At 60.3% G+C, this 15,845-nt stretch carries 16 protein-coding genes and 1 tRNA gene; 8 read left to right on the forward strand and 9 right to left on the reverse strand.

Translation table 11 applies throughout. The annotated features are described in order from the left end of the window. Positions 1–97: 97 nt before the first annotated feature. Both smc and SIB56_RS09400 read left to right on the forward strand, forming a co-directional pair. Positions 98–3,649: a chromosome segregation protein SMC gene (smc, locus tag SIB56_RS09395; protein ID WP_413323692.1), complete on the forward strand. Its 3,552-nt coding sequence runs from the start codon at positions 98–100 to the stop codon at positions 3,647–3,649. A 60-nt stretch (positions 3,650–3,709) separates the two neighbouring features. Further along, positions 3,710–4,828, forward strand: coding sequence for a PRC-barrel domain-containing protein (locus SIB56_RS09400; RefSeq protein WP_413323693.1), 1,119 nt, complete (start codon positions 3,710–3,712; stop codon positions 4,826–4,828). 10 nt (positions 4,829–4,838) lie between these two features. Here the strand turns inward: SIB56_RS09400 and msrB are convergent, their stop codons facing one another. The 3 genes from msrB to SIB56_RS09415 form a co-directional block, all read right to left on the reverse strand. Beyond that, entirely contained in the window at positions 4,839–5,264 is a 426-nt protein-coding gene (gene msrB / locus SIB56_RS09405; protein WP_413323694.1) for a peptide-methionine (R)-S-oxide reductase MsrB, read from the reverse strand. A 28-nt stretch (positions 5,265–5,292) separates the two neighbouring features. Further along, positions 5,293–6,579 (reverse strand): glycosyl transferase, encoded by a 1,287-nt coding sequence (locus tag SIB56_RS09410; RefSeq protein ID WP_413323695.1) that lies wholly within the window; start codon positions 6,577–6,579, stop codon positions 5,293–5,295. A 29-nt stretch (positions 6,580–6,608) separates the two neighbouring features. Beyond that, positions 6,609–6,690, reverse strand: a tRNA-Leu gene (locus SIB56_RS09415). Positions 6,691–6,838: 148 nt separating this feature from the next. On the opposite strand from SIB56_RS09415, the gene accC reads away from it, so the two are divergent. Next, positions 6,839–8,185, forward strand: coding sequence for an acetyl-CoA carboxylase biotin carboxylase subunit (gene accC, locus SIB56_RS09420; RefSeq protein ID WP_413323696.1), 1,347 nt, complete (start codon positions 6,839–6,841; stop codon positions 8,183–8,185). Between the two features lie 16 nt (positions 8,186–8,201). Here accC and SIB56_RS09425 read toward each other — a convergent pair whose 3' ends face one another. Beyond that, complete coding sequence (locus SIB56_RS09425) at positions 8,202–8,531, reverse strand: YggT family protein (protein WP_413327277.1); 330 nt, start codon at positions 8,529–8,531, stop codon at positions 8,202–8,204. Between the two features lie 90 nt (positions 8,532–8,621). On the opposite strand from SIB56_RS09425, the gene psbX reads away from it, so the two are divergent. From psbX to SIB56_RS09445, 4 genes are all read left to right on the forward strand, one after another. Beyond that, complete coding sequence (psbX, locus tag SIB56_RS09430; RefSeq protein WP_066910860.1) at positions 8,622–8,744, forward strand: photosystem II reaction center X protein; 123 nt, start codon at positions 8,622–8,624, stop codon at positions 8,742–8,744. A gap of 81 nt (positions 8,745–8,825) precedes the next feature. Further along, the gene (locus SIB56_RS09435) at positions 8,826–9,773 is read left to right on the forward strand and encodes a Ycf66 family protein (RefSeq protein WP_413323697.1); all 948 of its coding nucleotides are present in this window, start codon (positions 8,826–8,828) and stop codon (positions 9,771–9,773) included. A gap of 32 nt (positions 9,774–9,805) precedes the next feature. Beyond that, positions 9,806–10,300 carry a TolB family protein gene (locus SIB56_RS09440; RefSeq protein ID WP_413323698.1) on the forward strand — a complete coding sequence of 165 codons (495 nt, stop codon included), beginning with the start codon at positions 9,806–9,808 and terminating at the stop codon, positions 10,298–10,300. Further along, positions 10,297–10,785, forward strand: coding sequence for a TolB family protein (locus SIB56_RS09445; protein ID WP_413323699.1), 489 nt, complete (start codon positions 10,297–10,299; stop codon positions 10,783–10,785). The genes SIB56_RS09440 and SIB56_RS09445 overlap by 4 nt, the downstream gene beginning before the upstream one ends. A gap of 14 nt (positions 10,786–10,799) precedes the next feature. On the opposite strand, the gene SIB56_RS09450 is transcribed toward SIB56_RS09445, so the two are convergent. The 3 genes from SIB56_RS09450 to SIB56_RS09460 all read right to left on the reverse strand — a co-directional run bounded on the left by SIB56_RS09450 (position 10,800) and on the right by SIB56_RS09460 (position 13,718). Then, positions 10,800–11,009: a chlorophyll a/b-binding protein gene (locus SIB56_RS09450; RefSeq protein WP_413323700.1), complete on the reverse strand. Its 210-nt coding sequence runs from the start codon at positions 11,007–11,009 to the stop codon at positions 10,800–10,802. 6 nt (positions 11,010–11,015) lie between these two features. Beyond that, positions 11,016–13,307 carry an ABC transporter ATP-binding protein/permease gene (locus SIB56_RS09455; RefSeq protein WP_413323701.1) on the reverse strand — a complete coding sequence of 764 codons (2,292 nt, stop codon included), beginning with the start codon at positions 13,305–13,307 and terminating at the stop codon, positions 11,016–11,018. A 69-nt stretch (positions 13,308–13,376) separates the two neighbouring features. Then, positions 13,377–13,718, reverse strand: a complete 342-nt coding sequence (locus SIB56_RS09460) for a histidine triad nucleotide-binding protein (RefSeq protein ID WP_413323702.1) — start codon at positions 13,716–13,718, stop codon at positions 13,377–13,379. A 73-nt stretch (positions 13,719–13,791) separates the two neighbouring features. On the opposite strand from SIB56_RS09460, the gene SIB56_RS09465 reads away from it, so the two are divergent. Then, on the forward strand, positions 13,792–15,342 hold the full coding sequence (locus SIB56_RS09465; RefSeq protein WP_413327280.1) for a YifB family Mg chelatase-like AAA ATPase: 1,551 nt from the start codon (positions 13,792–13,794) through the stop codon (positions 15,340–15,342). A gap of 29 nt (positions 15,343–15,371) precedes the next feature. Here SIB56_RS09465 and SIB56_RS09470 read toward each other — a convergent pair whose 3' ends face one another. Further along, complete coding sequence (locus tag SIB56_RS09470; RefSeq protein ID WP_413323703.1) at positions 15,372–15,515, reverse strand: hypothetical protein; 144 nt, start codon at positions 15,513–15,515, stop codon at positions 15,372–15,374. 154 nt (positions 15,516–15,669) lie between these two features. Continuing rightward, a complete protein-coding gene (rpsU, locus tag SIB56_RS09475; RefSeq protein WP_006043142.1) occupies positions 15,670–15,840 on the reverse strand; it encodes a 30S ribosomal protein S21 in 171 nt (56 codons plus the stop codon). Between the last annotated feature and the right edge of the window lie 5 nt (positions 15,841–15,845).

Raw genomic sequence — 15,845 nt, forward strand, 5'->3', positions numbered from 1 at the left:
CAAGGCTCCGCTAATTTCAGACGGCTGACAGCCGTGGCCCCTGTTGGTACACATCAATCAGGTCGGGCTGACACAGTTCAAGTCCTTCGGGGGGGCGATGACCATCCCCCTGGAACCGGGTTTCACGGTGGTGACCGGTCCGAATGGATCCGGCAAGAGCAACATTCTTGATGGCGTGTTGTTCTGTCTTGGCCTGGCCAACAGCAAGGGCATGCGAGCAGATCGCCTGCCCGATCTGGTCAACAGCAATGTGCTGAAGGCCGGAAAGTCAGCGGAAACCACGGTGAGCGTGCGTTTCGACCTGTCCGAGTGGCAGCCGGACGCCGCTGAGGAGGGACTGGAGCCTCCGGAGGAAGGACCGTGGATCCGCGCCGACCAGACGGAATGGACCGTCACACGCAAATTGCGGGTGATGCCAGGCGGTTCCTACAGCAGCAGCTACAGCGCTGATGGAGTCCCCTGCAATCTGCAGCAGCTGCAGACGCAGCTGCGGCGACTGCGCATCGACCCTGAAGGCAGCAACGTTGTGATGCAGGGCGATGTGACCCGCATCGTTTCGATGAGCAACAGAGATCGCCGCGGCCTGATCGATGAGCTGGCTGGGGTCGCACTTTTCGACACGCGCATTGAGCAGACCCGGCGCAAGCTTGACGAGGTGCAGGAGCGCCAGGAGCGCTGCCGGATTGTGGAGCAGGAACTGCTGGCGGCACGTCAGCGGCTGGAAAAAGACTGCGCCAAAGCCAGGGCCTACCAGGAACTCAAGGAGCAGCTGCAGCTCGGCCGCCGACAGGAGCTGGTGTTGGCCTTCGAGGCGGCGCAGGCTGAACGTCAGCGGCTGCAGCAGCGCCAGCAAGAGCTGAGCGCCAAGGAGGAGAACGACACCCGCTCGATCGCCGAACGCGACGTCACTCTGCAGGAGGCGGCCGCTCGGCTGCAGACCCTGCAGGAGAGCGTCAAGGCCCTCGGCGAGGACCAGCTGCTGAGCGTACAGGCCGAACTGGCTGGGCTTGATCCCCAGAGCCGCGAACTGGAGCGGCAGGCAAGCCAGCATCAGCAGGAGGGTGAACGCCTGCAGGGACTGCGCCATCAGCTGCAGGCCCGCCGCGGCCAGCTTCAGAGCGAAACGGAAGACCTGCGCCAGAGCACAAACAGTGGATTGCTGGATCAGGCAGAGCAGGCCTGCAGAGATGCGGAGGCCGCCGTGGAGCTCTCCCGGCGACGGCTGGGAGAGGTGGCAGGCCGCTCTGGCACCTGGCTCGAAGAGCAGAAGCAGCGCTCCGGCCAGCGCCAGCTACTTCAAGATCGCGTCACACCACTCCAGGAGGAACGGCAACAGCTCAGGGAACGACTGCGCCAGGACGAGGAACGTCAGCTCGAGCTGGAACAGGAACGCGATCAGGACGGTGAGGAGGATCAACGCGTCCAGACGCTGCTTGAGCGACTCGAACAGGAATGGCAGACCCTGCTGGAGTCAATCCGCAGCGACAGAGAGCAGCTGCAGCAGCTGTTGGAGTCTGTCGCGATTCAGCAGCGCACCCGGTCCAGGCTCGAGCAGGAACAGACCCGGCTGGAGCGAGACATCGCGCGCCTCGACAGTCGCCGGGAAGCCTTGCAGGAAAGCAGGGGCACAGGTGCACTGCGGCTCCTGCTCGAATCTGGGCTTGAGGGCATTCATGGCCACGTCGCCCAGCTTGGCGAGGTTGATGAACGCCATCGCCTTGCCCTTGAAGTGGCTGCGGGCGCAAGGATGGCTCAGGTGGTGGTGGACGACGATCGCATCGCAGCGCGTGCGATCGATCTGCTGAAAAATCGCCGCGCCGGTCGACTCACCTTCCTGCCGCTGAACAAGATCAGGGCTTCTGGCGGGAGTGCTGGAGCTGCCATGGCGCGCGGACGCCGATCACAGCCTGCCGATGAAGGCGGCCTGATCGGAAGGGCTGTCGACCTGATCCGCTACGAAGCGATCTATTCAGACGTGTTCTCCTATGTCTTCGGTGACACGCAGGTCTTCAGCAATCTGAACTGCGCCAGACAATTTCTGGGACGGACGCGGGCCGTCACCCTCGAGGGCGAGCTGCTCGAGAAAAGTGGTGCGATGACGGGCGGAAGCTTTGCCCAGAGGGGAGGCGCGCTGAGCTTCGGTGCCAGCAGTGATGGTGATGAAGCGGCACCTCTGCGTCAGCGGCTGCTTGAGCTGGGAGAGACACTGGCCGCCTGCCGGCGGGAAGAGCAGAGGCTGGTGGAGTCCGTGGATCAGCAGCGGCCGCGACTTCGCCAACTGGAGCAACGTCAGGCCGCTCTGGACGCGGAACGCCAGACAGCGAAGCGTTCTCACGGTCCGCTGCTGGAACGCGTGCAGCAGCGACAGCGCAAACTCAACGAGCTGCAGAAGGCCCAGAAGAACCACCGCCAGAGGCTTGAGCAGCTCGACAACACCCTGCGCCCGCTGCAGACAGAACTGAATCAGCTCAACGCACAGGAATCCGGCATCGAAGCCAGTGGTGATGCAGAGCGCTGGCAGGCTTTACAGCAGGAGCTTGAGCAGGCGGATTCCGGCCTTGAATCTGCACGGCAGCAACGTGATGCACTGCTGCAACAGGAACGCGACCGACAGCTCAGCCAGCAGAGACTCGGCGATCAGCAGCAGGCCATCGAACGCGAGGAAACGTCGCTGCAGCAGGCCGTTCAGGTTCTTTCCGAAGCCCATGGCCGCTGGCGTGAACAGCAGCAGGCTCTGAAAACCCGCCGACAGGCTCTGGAAGCTCAGCAGCAGGAGCTGCAGACCCGCTTCGGAGAGGAGCGACGCGCAAGAGATGAAGCGGAGGCGGCAGTTGCTGAACAGAGGCAGGTCCTGCAACAGGCACGCTGGGAACTGGAGCGCCTTCGCGAGGAGCGCACGTCACTGGAGGAGCAGCTGCGCAATGGCGGCCTCCGCCTTGAAGAGCTGAGGGCAACCCTGCCTAATCCTCTGCCGGAGATTGACAACGTGCTGCGCGAAAGTGGTCTGTTGAGCCTTCAGGAACGCCTGCAGCAGCTTCAGCTGCGGATGGAGGCCCTGGAACCGGTGAACATGCTTGCCCTCGAAGAGCTGGGGGAACTCGAACAACGTCTCGGCGACCTTGGTGAACGGTTGGATGTGCTCAGCCAGGAGCGGGAGGAACTGCTGCTCAGGATCGAAACCGTGGCCACGCTGCGGCAGGAAGCCTTCATGGAGGCCTTCGAGGCGGTCGACGGACATTTCCGTGAAATCTTCGCCAGCCTCTCCGATGGCGATGGCAAACTGCAGCTCGACAGCCCGGATGATCCCCTGGAGGGCGGTCTAACACTCGTTGCCCATCCCAAGGGCAAGGCTGTCAGACGTCTGGCGGCCATGTCAGGCGGGGAGAAGTCACTCACCGCACTCAGTTTCCTGTTCGCCCTGCAGCGCTTCCGTCCATCGCCCTTCTATGCCCTCGACGAGGTGGACAGCTTTCTCGACGGAGTCAATGTGGAGCGCCTGGCGGCCCTGATTTCCCGGCAGGCAGAACAGGCTCAGTTCCTGGTGGTGAGCCACCGCCGTCCCATGATCGGAGCCTCCACACGCACCATCGGCGTCACCCAGGCCCGAGGCGCGCACACCCAGGTGGTGGGGCTTCCTGATGCAGCCTGAACAGCCGGCGCAGGGTCCTTGCGCCAAAATGTCACGAATCCCTCCGGCTGAGGCCTGCGGTTGAGCTTGTCGTCAACTCCGAATGACCCCCTGGCGAATGTGCCAAGTGACCGCCTCTGGCTGAGGTCGGAGCTGATGGGCACTCAGGTGATCACACGCGACAGCGGTCGTCGCCTGGGCGTTGTAGGTGAAGTGGTGGTGGATATTGACCGCCGGGAAGTGGTCGCCCTGGGATTGCGGGACAACCCGCTCACAAGATTCCTCCCGGGCCTGCCGCGCTGGATGCCGCTCGACCGCATCCGACAGGTCGGAGACGTGATTCTGGTGGATTCAGCCGACTCCCTCAGTGAGGGCTTTGCCGCTGATCGCTACAGCCGCATCATCAACTGCCAGGTGATAACGGAATCAGGCCAGCAACTGGGCCGGGTGCTCGGCTTCTCGTTCGACATCGAAACCGGTGAGCTGACCACCCTGGTGATGGGTGCCATTGGCGTACCGCTGCTGGGCGAAGGTGTACTGAGCACCTGGGAGATCCCCGTCGACGAGATCGTCAGCAGCGGTGCCGACCGGATCATCGTTTACGAAGGAGCCGAAGACAAGCTCAAACAGCTCAACAGCGGATTCCTTGAAAAGCTTGGAGTGGGAGGCCCCAGCTGGGAAGAGCAGGAACGTGAGCGCTACCGCCTCAACGTGGTGCCGGTCGAGAATCAGCTCAGCTCCGGCCAGCCTGCTGAAACGGCACCCCGCCAGCTCGAAGCCTCGGAGACAGAGCGGTTCGAAGCTCAACAACCGGAACTGGAATATGTCGAACTTGAACAGCCACGTGAACAGGAATCACGTCGCCGTCGCTATCTCGACGAACTCCCCCTGGAAGAGCCGGAGACCTACAGAGAAGCTGAGCGCTACCTCAGCCGCGAGCCGGAACCTGAAAATCGTTTCTACCGGAATCAGGACATGGACAATCGCTCCTACCGGGAGCCATCCAGATATGACGAACGACCTCGCTACGACGAAAGGCCCCGTCCAGCTTCGAGACGCCCCGTGGAACGACCTGGAGCTCCTCTCGATGTGGAACCGATGGAGCGTCGCCCCCTGGATCTAGAACCGAAGCGCCGCGAATCCTGGGACGAGGAGATCCCCCAGCAGGCTTCTGGTGAGCCTGTTGAGGATCCCTGGTAAACCGCCGGATTCAGGAGTCAGCGCCACCCCTGAACTTCAGGGAAGCGCTGTTGACGCAGTAGCGCTGACCGGTGGGGGCGGGACCGTCACTAAACACGTGTCCGAGATGGGAATCGCAGCGAGCACAGAGAATCTCCCTACGCACCATTCCATGGCTTCGATCTTCCTTGGTTGTGATGGCTCCAGAGCTCACCCCCTGCCAGAAACTTGGCCAGCCGGTGCCGGAGTCGAATTTGCTGTCGGAACTGAACAGAGGAATGTCACAACAGATGCAGTGGTACATCCCGCTGTCCTTGAGATTCCAGTAAGCGCCAGTAAAGGCCCGTTCCGTGCCTCCCTTGCGTGCCACCTGGAACTGTTCAGGAGTCAGTTGCTGACTCCACTCCTCCGGGGAGCGTTCAACACGATCGCCGCCGGAAGTTGAGGGAGTGGTCATGCAACGTCAGTAAATCTCTATCGAAAAGCTAGTCGGAAAGGGCCTTTGGCAGCAGGTCCCTGACCTCCTCGGCCAGGGCAGACACCGCTCCTGGCTGACCCCGCAGCGCTCTCAGATCCTCGCGCTGCCCTTGCAGCCTTTCCGGCTGCTGCAACCATTCAGAGGCCTCATCTGCAATCTGCTCGGGCGAGATCGCACCAACGCGCTCAGGAACCACCATGCGGCCGGCGGAGATATTCGGCCAGGCAAGTAGACCGTGATGTCTCATCCTCCAGGCGCCGAGCAGAAGACCGATCAGGCGCCGCAGTCCAGGCAGGCGGGCCAGCACCCCCATCCAGCCGTCCCAGGCCTGCATCACGCCCAGATGCTGAGTTGGCACGAGAACGATCATGGGCACTCCCAGAGCACCCAGTTCGGCGGTGTTGGCCCCCACTGTGGTGATAGCGAGGGAACACTGGCTCAGCGCCCCATGGGCAGGGTGTTCCTCCTGCAGATGGATCAACGTGCCGGCCTTGGTGAGCAGACGCCGCCAGGGCCAGCCATCACCTGGGGGGAGAACGTCGCTGATACCGGCGCAGTACCCACCGGCGATGCGATTGGAAGGACCTAGATAACGGAGAAGCTCCTCAGCGCTTGTGGTGGGAGCAACAGGCAGAAGGAATCGGCAGCCTGGGCGCTGAACCTTCAGGCGGTCAGCGGTTTCGAACAGGAAAGGCACGCCCACGCTGAGCTTCGCCGGCTTGGACCCTGGAAGCAGCGCCACCCACTCACCCTCAGGCAGAGGATCGCTTGCCCTGGCGTGACTCGACAGATCCGCCATCAGATCGCCGACAACCCTGCAACGGGAACGGAAACGCCTTGGCAGCTGCTCCTGAACCTCCGGGGCCATGGCTGCGATTCGGTCATTCCAACGCGGCCAGCGCGCCACCCATTCGGCGTAGGTGATGTGCCGGTAGCCAAGCCTTGCGGAAAGCAGCACGCTCCAGAATTGGTCTCCGCCAAGGAAAACCACCACTCCTCGATCGGGCCAGTGCCCGAATCGAGCTGGATCGAACAGAAGAGACCAGAAAGATCGGGCAGGGATGATGCGATCAAACTGGTTCCAGCGAGACGCAGCCTCTGCCTCCATTCCTGTGGCGTTGGGACATGGCACCAGCACCAGCCTCAGATCGAGCAGCGACCGCGTTGCCCTGGGCCTGATCAGCAGTTGCCGGTGCAGCTGCTCAGCCAGCGGACGGACCCAGGTACTGAGTTCACCTGGCCCGTTGGAAACGAAAACCACCGAAAGCGTTGGATCCGTGGATCGGAACGTCAAACGAAACGGATCTGCCTAAGGAAAAGAAATGCGGATGGCGAGACTTGAACTCGCAAGGCCGAAGCCACACGCCCCTCAAACGTGCGTGTCTACCAATTCCACCACATCCGCGTGGTCGATTCAGCCCCTCGGGCTTCATCGGGGCTCGATCATACCGGCTGGGGTGACCGTTAATGCTCTTACCGATGACCATGCAGGGAACGGATCAACTCCAACGCCCGGACACTGATACGATCCGCCCTGGCCTGGAATCTGCGGGATGCCCATCGGCAAGGTGCTGATCGCCAACCGCGGCGAAATTGCTCTCAGAATTCTGCGGAGCTGCCGGGAGATGGGAATCGCAACGGTTGCCGTCTACAGCACCGTTGATCGCAATGCACTGCATGTGCAGCTGGCTGATGAAGCGGTCTGCGTTGGGGAGGGTCCCAGCAACCGCAGCTATCTGAACGTTCCCAACATCCTCGCTGCAGCCACATCCCGAGGAGTGGATGCCATCCATCCGGGCTATGGATTCCTGGCGGAAAACGACAAATTCGCGGAAATGTGCCGCGATCATGGCCTCACCTTCGTTGGGCCTTCACCCCATGCGATCCGCTCGATGGGTGACAAATCCACAGCCAAAACAACCATGCAATCGGTGGGAGTGCCCACCGTTCCAGGCAGCGAAGGCCTGCTTTCAGGCACCCAGGAAGCAGCAGAACTCGCAGCCAGCATGGGCTATCCGGTCATGATCAAGGCCACAGCCGGTGGCGGTGGCCGGGGCATGCGTCTCGTCCAGAGCGCTGATCAGCTCAACACATTGTTCAAGGCAGCCCAGGGAGAGGCCGAAGCCGCATTCGGCAACCCAGGGCTGTACATGGAGAAATTCATCGATCGCCCTCGTCACGTGGAAGTGCAGGTGTTGGCTGATCGCCATGGCAATGTTGTTCATCTGGGTGAACGGGACTGCTCGATTCAGCGACGTCACCAGAAACTGCTGGAGGAAGCACCAAGTCCGGCTCTCGATCCCGAACTGCGGCGAAGCATGGGCGAAGCAGCTGTGGCAGCGGCACGCAGCATCAATTACGAGGGTGCGGGCACTGTCGAGTTTCTGCTGGATCGCAGCGGCGGCTTTTATTTCATGGAAATGAACACCCGCATCCAGGTCGAACATCCCGTCACCGAAATGGTCACGGGCGTTGACCTGATCACTGAACAACTGCGCATCGCCGGAGGCGAACCGATCAGCATCCAGCAGAAGGACATCAAGCTGCGCGGCCACGCGATCGAATGCAGGATCAATGCGGAAGACGCTCGTCATAACTTCCGCCCGGCACCGGGGAGGATCACCGGGTGGTTGCCACCTGGAGGTCCTGGCGTGCGCGTGGACAGTCACGTTTACACCGGATATGACATACCGCCCTTCTACGACTCGCTGATCGGAAAGCTGATCGTTTGGGGAACTGATCGCACCCACGCGCTGTCACGCATGAAGCGTGCGCTCAATGAGTGTGCTGTCACAGGAATCCCCACGACGGTCGACTTTCATCTGGAGATGATCGATCGACCGGAGTTCATCAACGGCGATGTTCACACCAAGTTTGTCGAACAGGAAATGCTGGCCTGATCTCCGCTCAGCTGATTCAGGCGATGGTCTGAGAGCGCATCAGGATCTGCGAGAGAACACCCTGCTGACCAACCAGCAGTTCACGCACGAGGCTGACCAGCCCAAGCCAGATGACCGGTGTCACATCCACTCCTCCGATCGGTGCCACCACCCGGCGTGTCAGAGCCAGCACAGGCTCCGTCAGCCAGGTCACAACAGCCCAGAGACCCGAGCCCGCATCAGCCTTCGGATACCAGGTGAGCACGATCCGCATCAGAAACATCAGGCTCCATGCGGCCAGCAGCAGACCCAGGCTCAGATGCAGCAGCGGCAGAACCTGAAGCAGCGTGGGCGTCACAAAGCTCAAAGCAACGGGATCAGCATCGTAGAAAGTCGCCAACGATCCCTAAGATCGCTGTTGCCTTGAACCCAAGAGTTTGGTTCCGGCCCGATCGCTATGACTCCCTCCCTCACCAATTTCCTACTCAGCCTGGTCGCGGGTGCCGTGATCGTTGTGGTTCCCGCCTCAATCGCTTTGTTCTTGTTTAGCCAGACCGACCAGGTGGACCGAAAGCTCTGATAGACCTTGCGCCCTTCGTAAGCTTGGTTCAATTGTTTCCGGGTTCCATGAATCCGGTAAACGCATTTCGAGGTCCTGATCGTGGTTAACGCCAGTCTTAATTGGGCCAGCATCGTGGGCATCGTGCTGGCTGTTGGCGGGGCGATGCTGTACTTCATGCGCAGCTTCAAGCCTGCGCTGGCGCGTGATTATGACGTGTTCTTTGCGGCCATCGGCCTGCTGTGCGGAGGCATTCTCTTTTTTCAGGGCTGGCGGCTTGACCCTATTCTTCAGTTTGGTCAGTTCCTGCTGGCTGGCACAACGGTATTCTTCGCCTACGAAAGTGTCCGTCTGAGGGGAATCTCAGCCGAGCAGGCGCGTCGCTCTGCTTACTTCGACGAGGAACCACCAGCCAGAGGACAGTCCCCGGGAATGCGCAGCGGGTACGAAGATCCTTACGACAGCTTCGACGAACCGCAACCGCTCAGACGACGGTTTGCAGCTCAGGACTTCGATCGCAATGAAGGGCAAGAGGACGACTTTTACAGACCAAGACGCAATTCCAGAGCAGCGATTCCTGAACAGGCTGCCAGCCGACGACGTGGCCGTCCCGAAGAACCCTCCAGCTGGAGAGAGGACAGTGAACAGGATCGACGCATGGCCCGCTTCGGCAATCGTGACGACGAACGACCCCCCTCGGGCCCCAGCTTCGGTGAGCGACGCAACCAGCGGGAAGATCAACGCCGGGGCAGCCGTCCCAGCGCAGTTTCATCCCGGTCCGCCTCTCCATCCAAACCTTCATCTCGCACATCCGACGATTCACAGCGAGCCGTTTCCCGCTCCCCGTTCATCAATCGATCGGCAATGGCGACAACTCCGGGGGTTCCTCAGGGAACTCCGTTCCGCCAGGCTGCTGAAGATGCTGCCTACAGCCCCAGCCGACGCCAGCCCGGCCAGGACTCCGCGCCCAACGCACGTCCGCAGGATTCCGGACGGACACCTCCTCGCAGTTCGCGTCCACGGGACAACAGCTCACGATTCGACGACTGATTCGCTTCCCCGCGCTGCTGCTGATTGGCCTGATGGCAGCCGGTTGCAGCGGCAGAGCTCAGCGGGCTCCGGGCTCGCTCCTACAGGATCAGCAGCAGGAACCTGCACTCAGCGGTGATGGCAGCAAGCTGGCCCTGATCGTTGATCAGCGCGGCAGACCCACCGTGCAGCTGAAGGATCTCAGTGGTGGCGGCGACAGGCTTCCGCTGCGCCATCTGAACAGGCATCAGCCCCACAGCTCTCCTTCCCTGAGCTGGAACGGTCGCTATCTGGCCGTGATCATTCAGCGCGGCAACCGGCGGCTTGTTCTGATTGAAGACCGACTCAATGGCCGCGCTCATCCGCTCCGCCTTCCTTCGGGTCGCAATGCCGTGCGCCTGAGCCTTTCCCCGGACGCTCGTCAACTGGCTGTGCAGACAGCCGATCGAGGGCGTTGGCAGGTGGAACTGCTTGATCTCAGCGGCCTGCTGGAGCCCGATCGCCCCGGCGGACTGCGCAGGACAACCCCAGCCGAGGCTCAGCCATGAGCCGTCAGTGGACATCGCTGAGCGCACTGCTGCTCACACTCAGCCTGATGGGTTGTGGAAATTCCGGCCTGCGCCCTCAGCCTGGAATCAGCAGTGCACTGCAGCGCAGTGCCGACAGCCGGCGCTGGCCCTCGATGGGCAACCGCTGGCTGGCCTCCATCGCCAGCCGGAATGGACGGGAACGTGTCGAGCTTGTGGATCTGCGCAACGGCCAACCGGTGCCGCTGCCTGGAATCAATCAGGCGGATGCCCAGCCGATCAGTGTCAGCGTGAGCGCAGACGGCAATCGCATTGCGCTGATCCGCAGCCGCGATGGACGCACGGAGCTGACGCTCTACCGCCGCGGAGTTGGGGCCCTGCAACGCCTGCCCGTGGAGCCGGCGGGAGTCCCAAGAGAGGTCAGCCTCGACGGAGCAGGACGTTTGCTCGCCGTTCAGGTCAGCCGCAAGGGGCGATGGGACATTGATCTGATCAGGCTGCCCTGAACTGGATTCAACCTTCAGGGCACAAGTCCGGCCCAGTGCAGAAACGTGTCGTTGCTGAGGACCTCCACAAGCAGCACTGAAATGAAGCCGACCATCGCGAACCGACCATTGACACGCTCCGCATAGCCACTCCAGCCGAAGGCAGGGATATCAGGTGTGGTCGCTGAAGGGGTCTGATCAACAGCTGCCTCAGGGGGATTCGCAGAGTCGGTCTTGGAAGTCATCGGAGATCAGACGCGGCCGAATTCATAACCCGCCGCGGGAAGCAGCTGCCATCCTCCCTCGCCGTCAAGCTCGAGAACCGTGTCATGGAACTCTCGGAGGGTGGGTCTGTGCCCAACGCTCACCACTGCCATCTCTCTCTCTACGAGTAGTTGGTAAAGGTAGCGCTCGGTTCCTACATCCAAAGCGCTGGTGGCCTCATCCAGCACAACAACTTTGGGGGCATTGAGCAGTAATCGGGCAAATGCAAGTCTTTGCTGCTCACCCAGGGAGAGCAGCCGCGGCCAGTCCTGCTTTACATCGAAGGATGGATAACGATCCAGCACCGATTGAAGCTGCACTTCCTTCAGCACGGCCTGAAGGTGCTCATCGCTGAAGCGATCACAGTCAAGCGGATAGCAGAGCTGCTCTCGAAGCGACCCCAGGGTCATGTAAGGGCGTTGAGGAATGAACAGCAGATCACCCGTTGCCGGAGTGGAAACCTGTCCGGTGGGGGATGCCCAGAGTCCACTGATCACTCGCAGCAAAGACGTCTTACCGCATCCGGAGGGACCCACCACCAGCAGGCGCTGCCCTGCTGAAATGCTCAAATTCAGATTCTCGGTCAGGAGACGATCAGCGAATGGAGTCTTCACCGCAGCGCCTTTGAGCACGATCGAATTGGCCGGGGTGACCTCGGAGAAGAAATCGCTGTATTCCTCTCGATCAACATGGGAGATATTTGACTGAAACCCTTCCAGTCGACCAACTGACGCAGAAAAGCGAGCAAGCGACTCAATGTTGTAAACAATGAAAAACAATGATCCTTCGACCAGGTTGTAAGCAACATTCGCCTGGGCAAAACTTCCATAATCCATTTTTCCCGCGAGAATGGGTGAGATCAGAATCAGATAGGGAATAAAATTACTCGCATAGATTCCTGATCTTTGCAGCATCCTCAGCAAGGATTCCCAGATGATCAAGAGATCATAGTTTTTGATAACTGTTCCTAAACGTCGACGAACTTCCCTCGACTCTTCAGGTTCACCTGAATAGAAGGCGATCGACTCAGCATTATTTCGAACATGCACCAGGCCGTAACGGAAATCAGCTTCGTAACGCAATTGATCAGCATTGATTGCGACCAGCTTGCGTCCGGCAAAAATCATCAACGTTGAGATGATTCCCGCATACAACAAGAGAGCTACGGTTAACTCACCGCTAATACTCCAGAGAATGGCAATATTCAGTGAAAAACTCAGTATGGAATCAAAGATATCGAGGGTGAATCGTAAAGCTTCTTTCGTGAAATCCTTGGTGTCGTCAGCCATCCGCTGATCAGGGTTATCAACATCACCGCCTGATCCCTCGTTGGGATTGAGAACGTAATAAGCCCGGTCTTTTAGATAATCAGAAATAAGACTCTTGGTCAGCCAGTCTCTCCATACCAGGCTCAGCTTGGCCGTCAGGTAATACTGCAGTGTGCGGATTGGCAGGGCAGCCATGAAGCAGATTCCATACACCCAGAGATTGCGATAACTCGATTCCGGGTTCCGTGCGATCAGCGCATTGGTGAGATCACGGGCAATGAAGGTGATGCCTGCATTGATTCCATTCACCGACAGCAACATCAGGATGATGACCCCGAGCATCAGCCAGGGAATCCAGCGTCGCTGACGCAGACGCGAGCGAAAAGTGATGAAACAGCCAAGGCCGAATGCGAACAGCAGAACAATGAACTGACCCCAGCAGAGCAGACCGAACCCAAGGCTGTTCATCCAAGGGGAAAGGTCATCAATTGAGCTTGACCAGAGCTGGTTGATGGGATCAATCAACCAAGACAACGACGCTGTCTGTGCAGTCGGTGCGACCCATCCCAGCAGATAGAACGCACCGGGGACGACCCACAACACCGGGATTCCCAGTGCCAAAAGGATGCTGGGGAAATACAACCAAGCCTTGACTGGAAATCCTCGACTGATCCGGTCCTTGGAAATCCCGGCGATAACCAAGGCAACCGGGTAGATGAGAATGGATAGCTGCCCCCAAGACAGGATCTCGACGATCGGGCGTGTCCAGAGCGACGTGATCGCCCCTTGAACACCGCCGAGATACTGAGAGGTGAGCTGAGGCCAGACGGCCCCTAAAAAAGCAATCAGGCAGGAGACAAGACCCAGAACCGTTGCAGCAACACAGAACAGCAGCGAGAGCAGCAGCAACGCAAACTGCCAGGCATTGCTTTCGGTGTAAGGCAGGAAATAAGGCTGAGACAGCCTGCGCAGCCTCGTCAGCTGGGCACGAAACGACTGCAGGGACGCCATGAAATCAACCACCTCTGATCATTCTGGCGACAGGTTGGTGATGGCGGCTGTTCAGTTGTTGTATGCCGTTCAGCCGGGGGGCCAGTCCAGCGCACGTCCACCGATTACATGCACATGCAGATGAAACACTGTCTGACCTGCAGCGGCACCACTGTTGATCACGGTGCGCCAGTCACTGAGCCCCTCCTGCTTCGCCACCCTGGCCGCAACCAGAAGCAGATGCCCTAGCAGGGAGGCATGCTCTTCACCCACATCCTGAAGCCCAACGATCGTTTCACGCGGGATCACCAGAACATGCACCGGCGCCTGAGGGGCAATATCGCGAAACGCGAGGCATCGGTCATCGCTGTAGACCTCATCGCAGGGAATCTCACCCCGCAGGATGCGGGAAAAGATCGTGTCCTCGGCCATGGCACTGGGGCTCTTGAGGGGAAAGGGGGTGAGACAGGCAGGGCATCAGAACCTTGCACCGATCATCAAACCAATGCTGGCACGCTGCCTGAGTGCGTCACTGCTCGGATTCGACGCCATTCCAGTGACCGTTGAGGTGGATCTTGCTCCAGGCCTACCAGGACTGCAGCTGGTGGGATTGCCGGACACCGCCATTCAGGAATCGCGCGAACGCGTCAGGGCGGCGCTGCGCAACAGCGGATTTCGTGGTCCTCTCGTGCGGGTGGTGGTGAATCTGGCCCCTGCAGACCTACGCAAGGAAGGGCCCGCCTTCGACCTCCCGATCGCACTGGCCTTGCTCGTCGCGAGCGGACAGCTGGATGCTCCTGTTCTCAACGGCCTCTGGTGTGCCGGAGAGCTGGGACTGGACGGCAGTATCAGACCCTGCCGAGGGATTCTCGCCATCGCCTGCCAGGCGGCTGAGCACCAGGCCAGAGCCCTCGCCGTGTCGGCTGATGACGCCAACGAAGCCTCGCTGGTAACCGGGCTGGTGATCCGCAGTGCCTCAACATTGCGGGAACTCATCAAAAGTTTGCGCAGTTGCGGCCATGAGCTGCATCAACGCCGCCAACAGCCCAGGCGGAACGCCCTTCAGCCAGCGACTCCATCGCAGAGAGCCCCGAACCGTCTTCTTCCTCTTCCGGGTCAACAGCTCGCAAGAGAGGGCCTCGCCATTGCCGCTGCTGGAGGCCATCACCTCTTGCTGGTGGGTCCACCCGGCTGCGGCAAAACCGCACTGGCCCATCAGATGCCGGCACTGCTTCCCCCTCTGGAGGTGAAGGAAGCTCTGGAAATCATGCGCCTGCACTCGATTGCAGGATTGAACCGCGGCAAAGGCGAACTGATCCGACAACGCCCCTTTCGCAGTCCTCACCACAGCGCAACGGCTGCAGCACTGCTCGGTGGAGGTGCCAACCCCCGCCCGGGAGAACTCAGCCTCGCCCACGGTGGGGTGCTGTTCCTCGACGAGCTGACGGAGTTCCCGAGAGCTGTGCTCGATCAGCTCCGCCAACCTCTGGAGGAGGGAGTGATCTGGCTGAGCAGAGCAAAAATCCGCTGCCGCTTTCCCAGCCGCGTGACGCTGGTCGCTGCCACCAATCCCTGCGCCTGCGGCTGGGCCGGAGATCGCCGCTGCATCTGCAGCGAGCTGAAACGTCGTCGTTACTGGGGACGGCTGTCCGGCCCGCTGCTCGACCGACTGGATCTTCAGCTGAAACTGGAACCACCGGACCCCGACAGCATGCGGCCATGCATGGCTGAGGATTCCCTGGAACAGGATCAGACTCTCAGCGCTGCAGCGATCCAGCAGGCCAGAGAGCGAATGCAGCAACGCAACCCGCCCGATTTGAGCAACCGTGATCTCAGCGCCGAAGACCTGCAACGTCGCGGACGGTTCAGGGCAGAGACCATCAGCCGCTGGGAGGAGGTCATGCGCTCAAGGCGTCTGAGCATGCGCAGCGGGCTGCGTCTGCTGCGGGTGTCCCGAACGGTGGCCGACCTGCGGGGCAGCGATGAGGTGAGCACAGGCAACCTGGCTTCAGCCCTCTGTTTCAGAAGCTTCGATGTCGCCGAGCCATGGATCTGACCACAGCTCAGCACTTGTCAATCCGCTCTTCAGCGACCTGACTTGGGACTGTCGCTGTAAGGCTGAGGTCCGATCGCGGGAGGAACTGTCATTTTCTCCTCTCTTGGATTTCCCATGGCATGAGAAAGGGTTTCAGCCATCCAGGAGCGGAATTCATTGATTGTGCGGCCCATCTGTTGATTCCTCGACTCTGTCTTCAGTCTCGACAGGACCTGCAAGGAAGCCAACAGGCCGAAATACGGATTTTCGGCCAGGGTCAGGGTTCAGAACAGTCGATCAACCATGAGATGAAATGGCCGACGACTCTTACCGATCAACTCAGGATTTTTAACGACGACGACGGCGCTGCTGAGCCTTGCGCTTGTATTTCTCGATCGGCGTTTCGTGGTGACGCAGGCGCTTGAGATCAGCGAAGATTCCAGCTTTGGAGACCTGACGCTTGAAGCGACGCAACGCCGATTCGATACCTTCATTTTCGCCGACCGTGACCTGAGTCATTCAAC

The organism is Synechococcus sp. MIT S9503 (assembly GCF_047304175.1).
Classification (GTDB): Bacteria; Cyanobacteriota; Cyanobacteriia; order PCC-6307; family Cyanobiaceae; genus Synechococcus_C.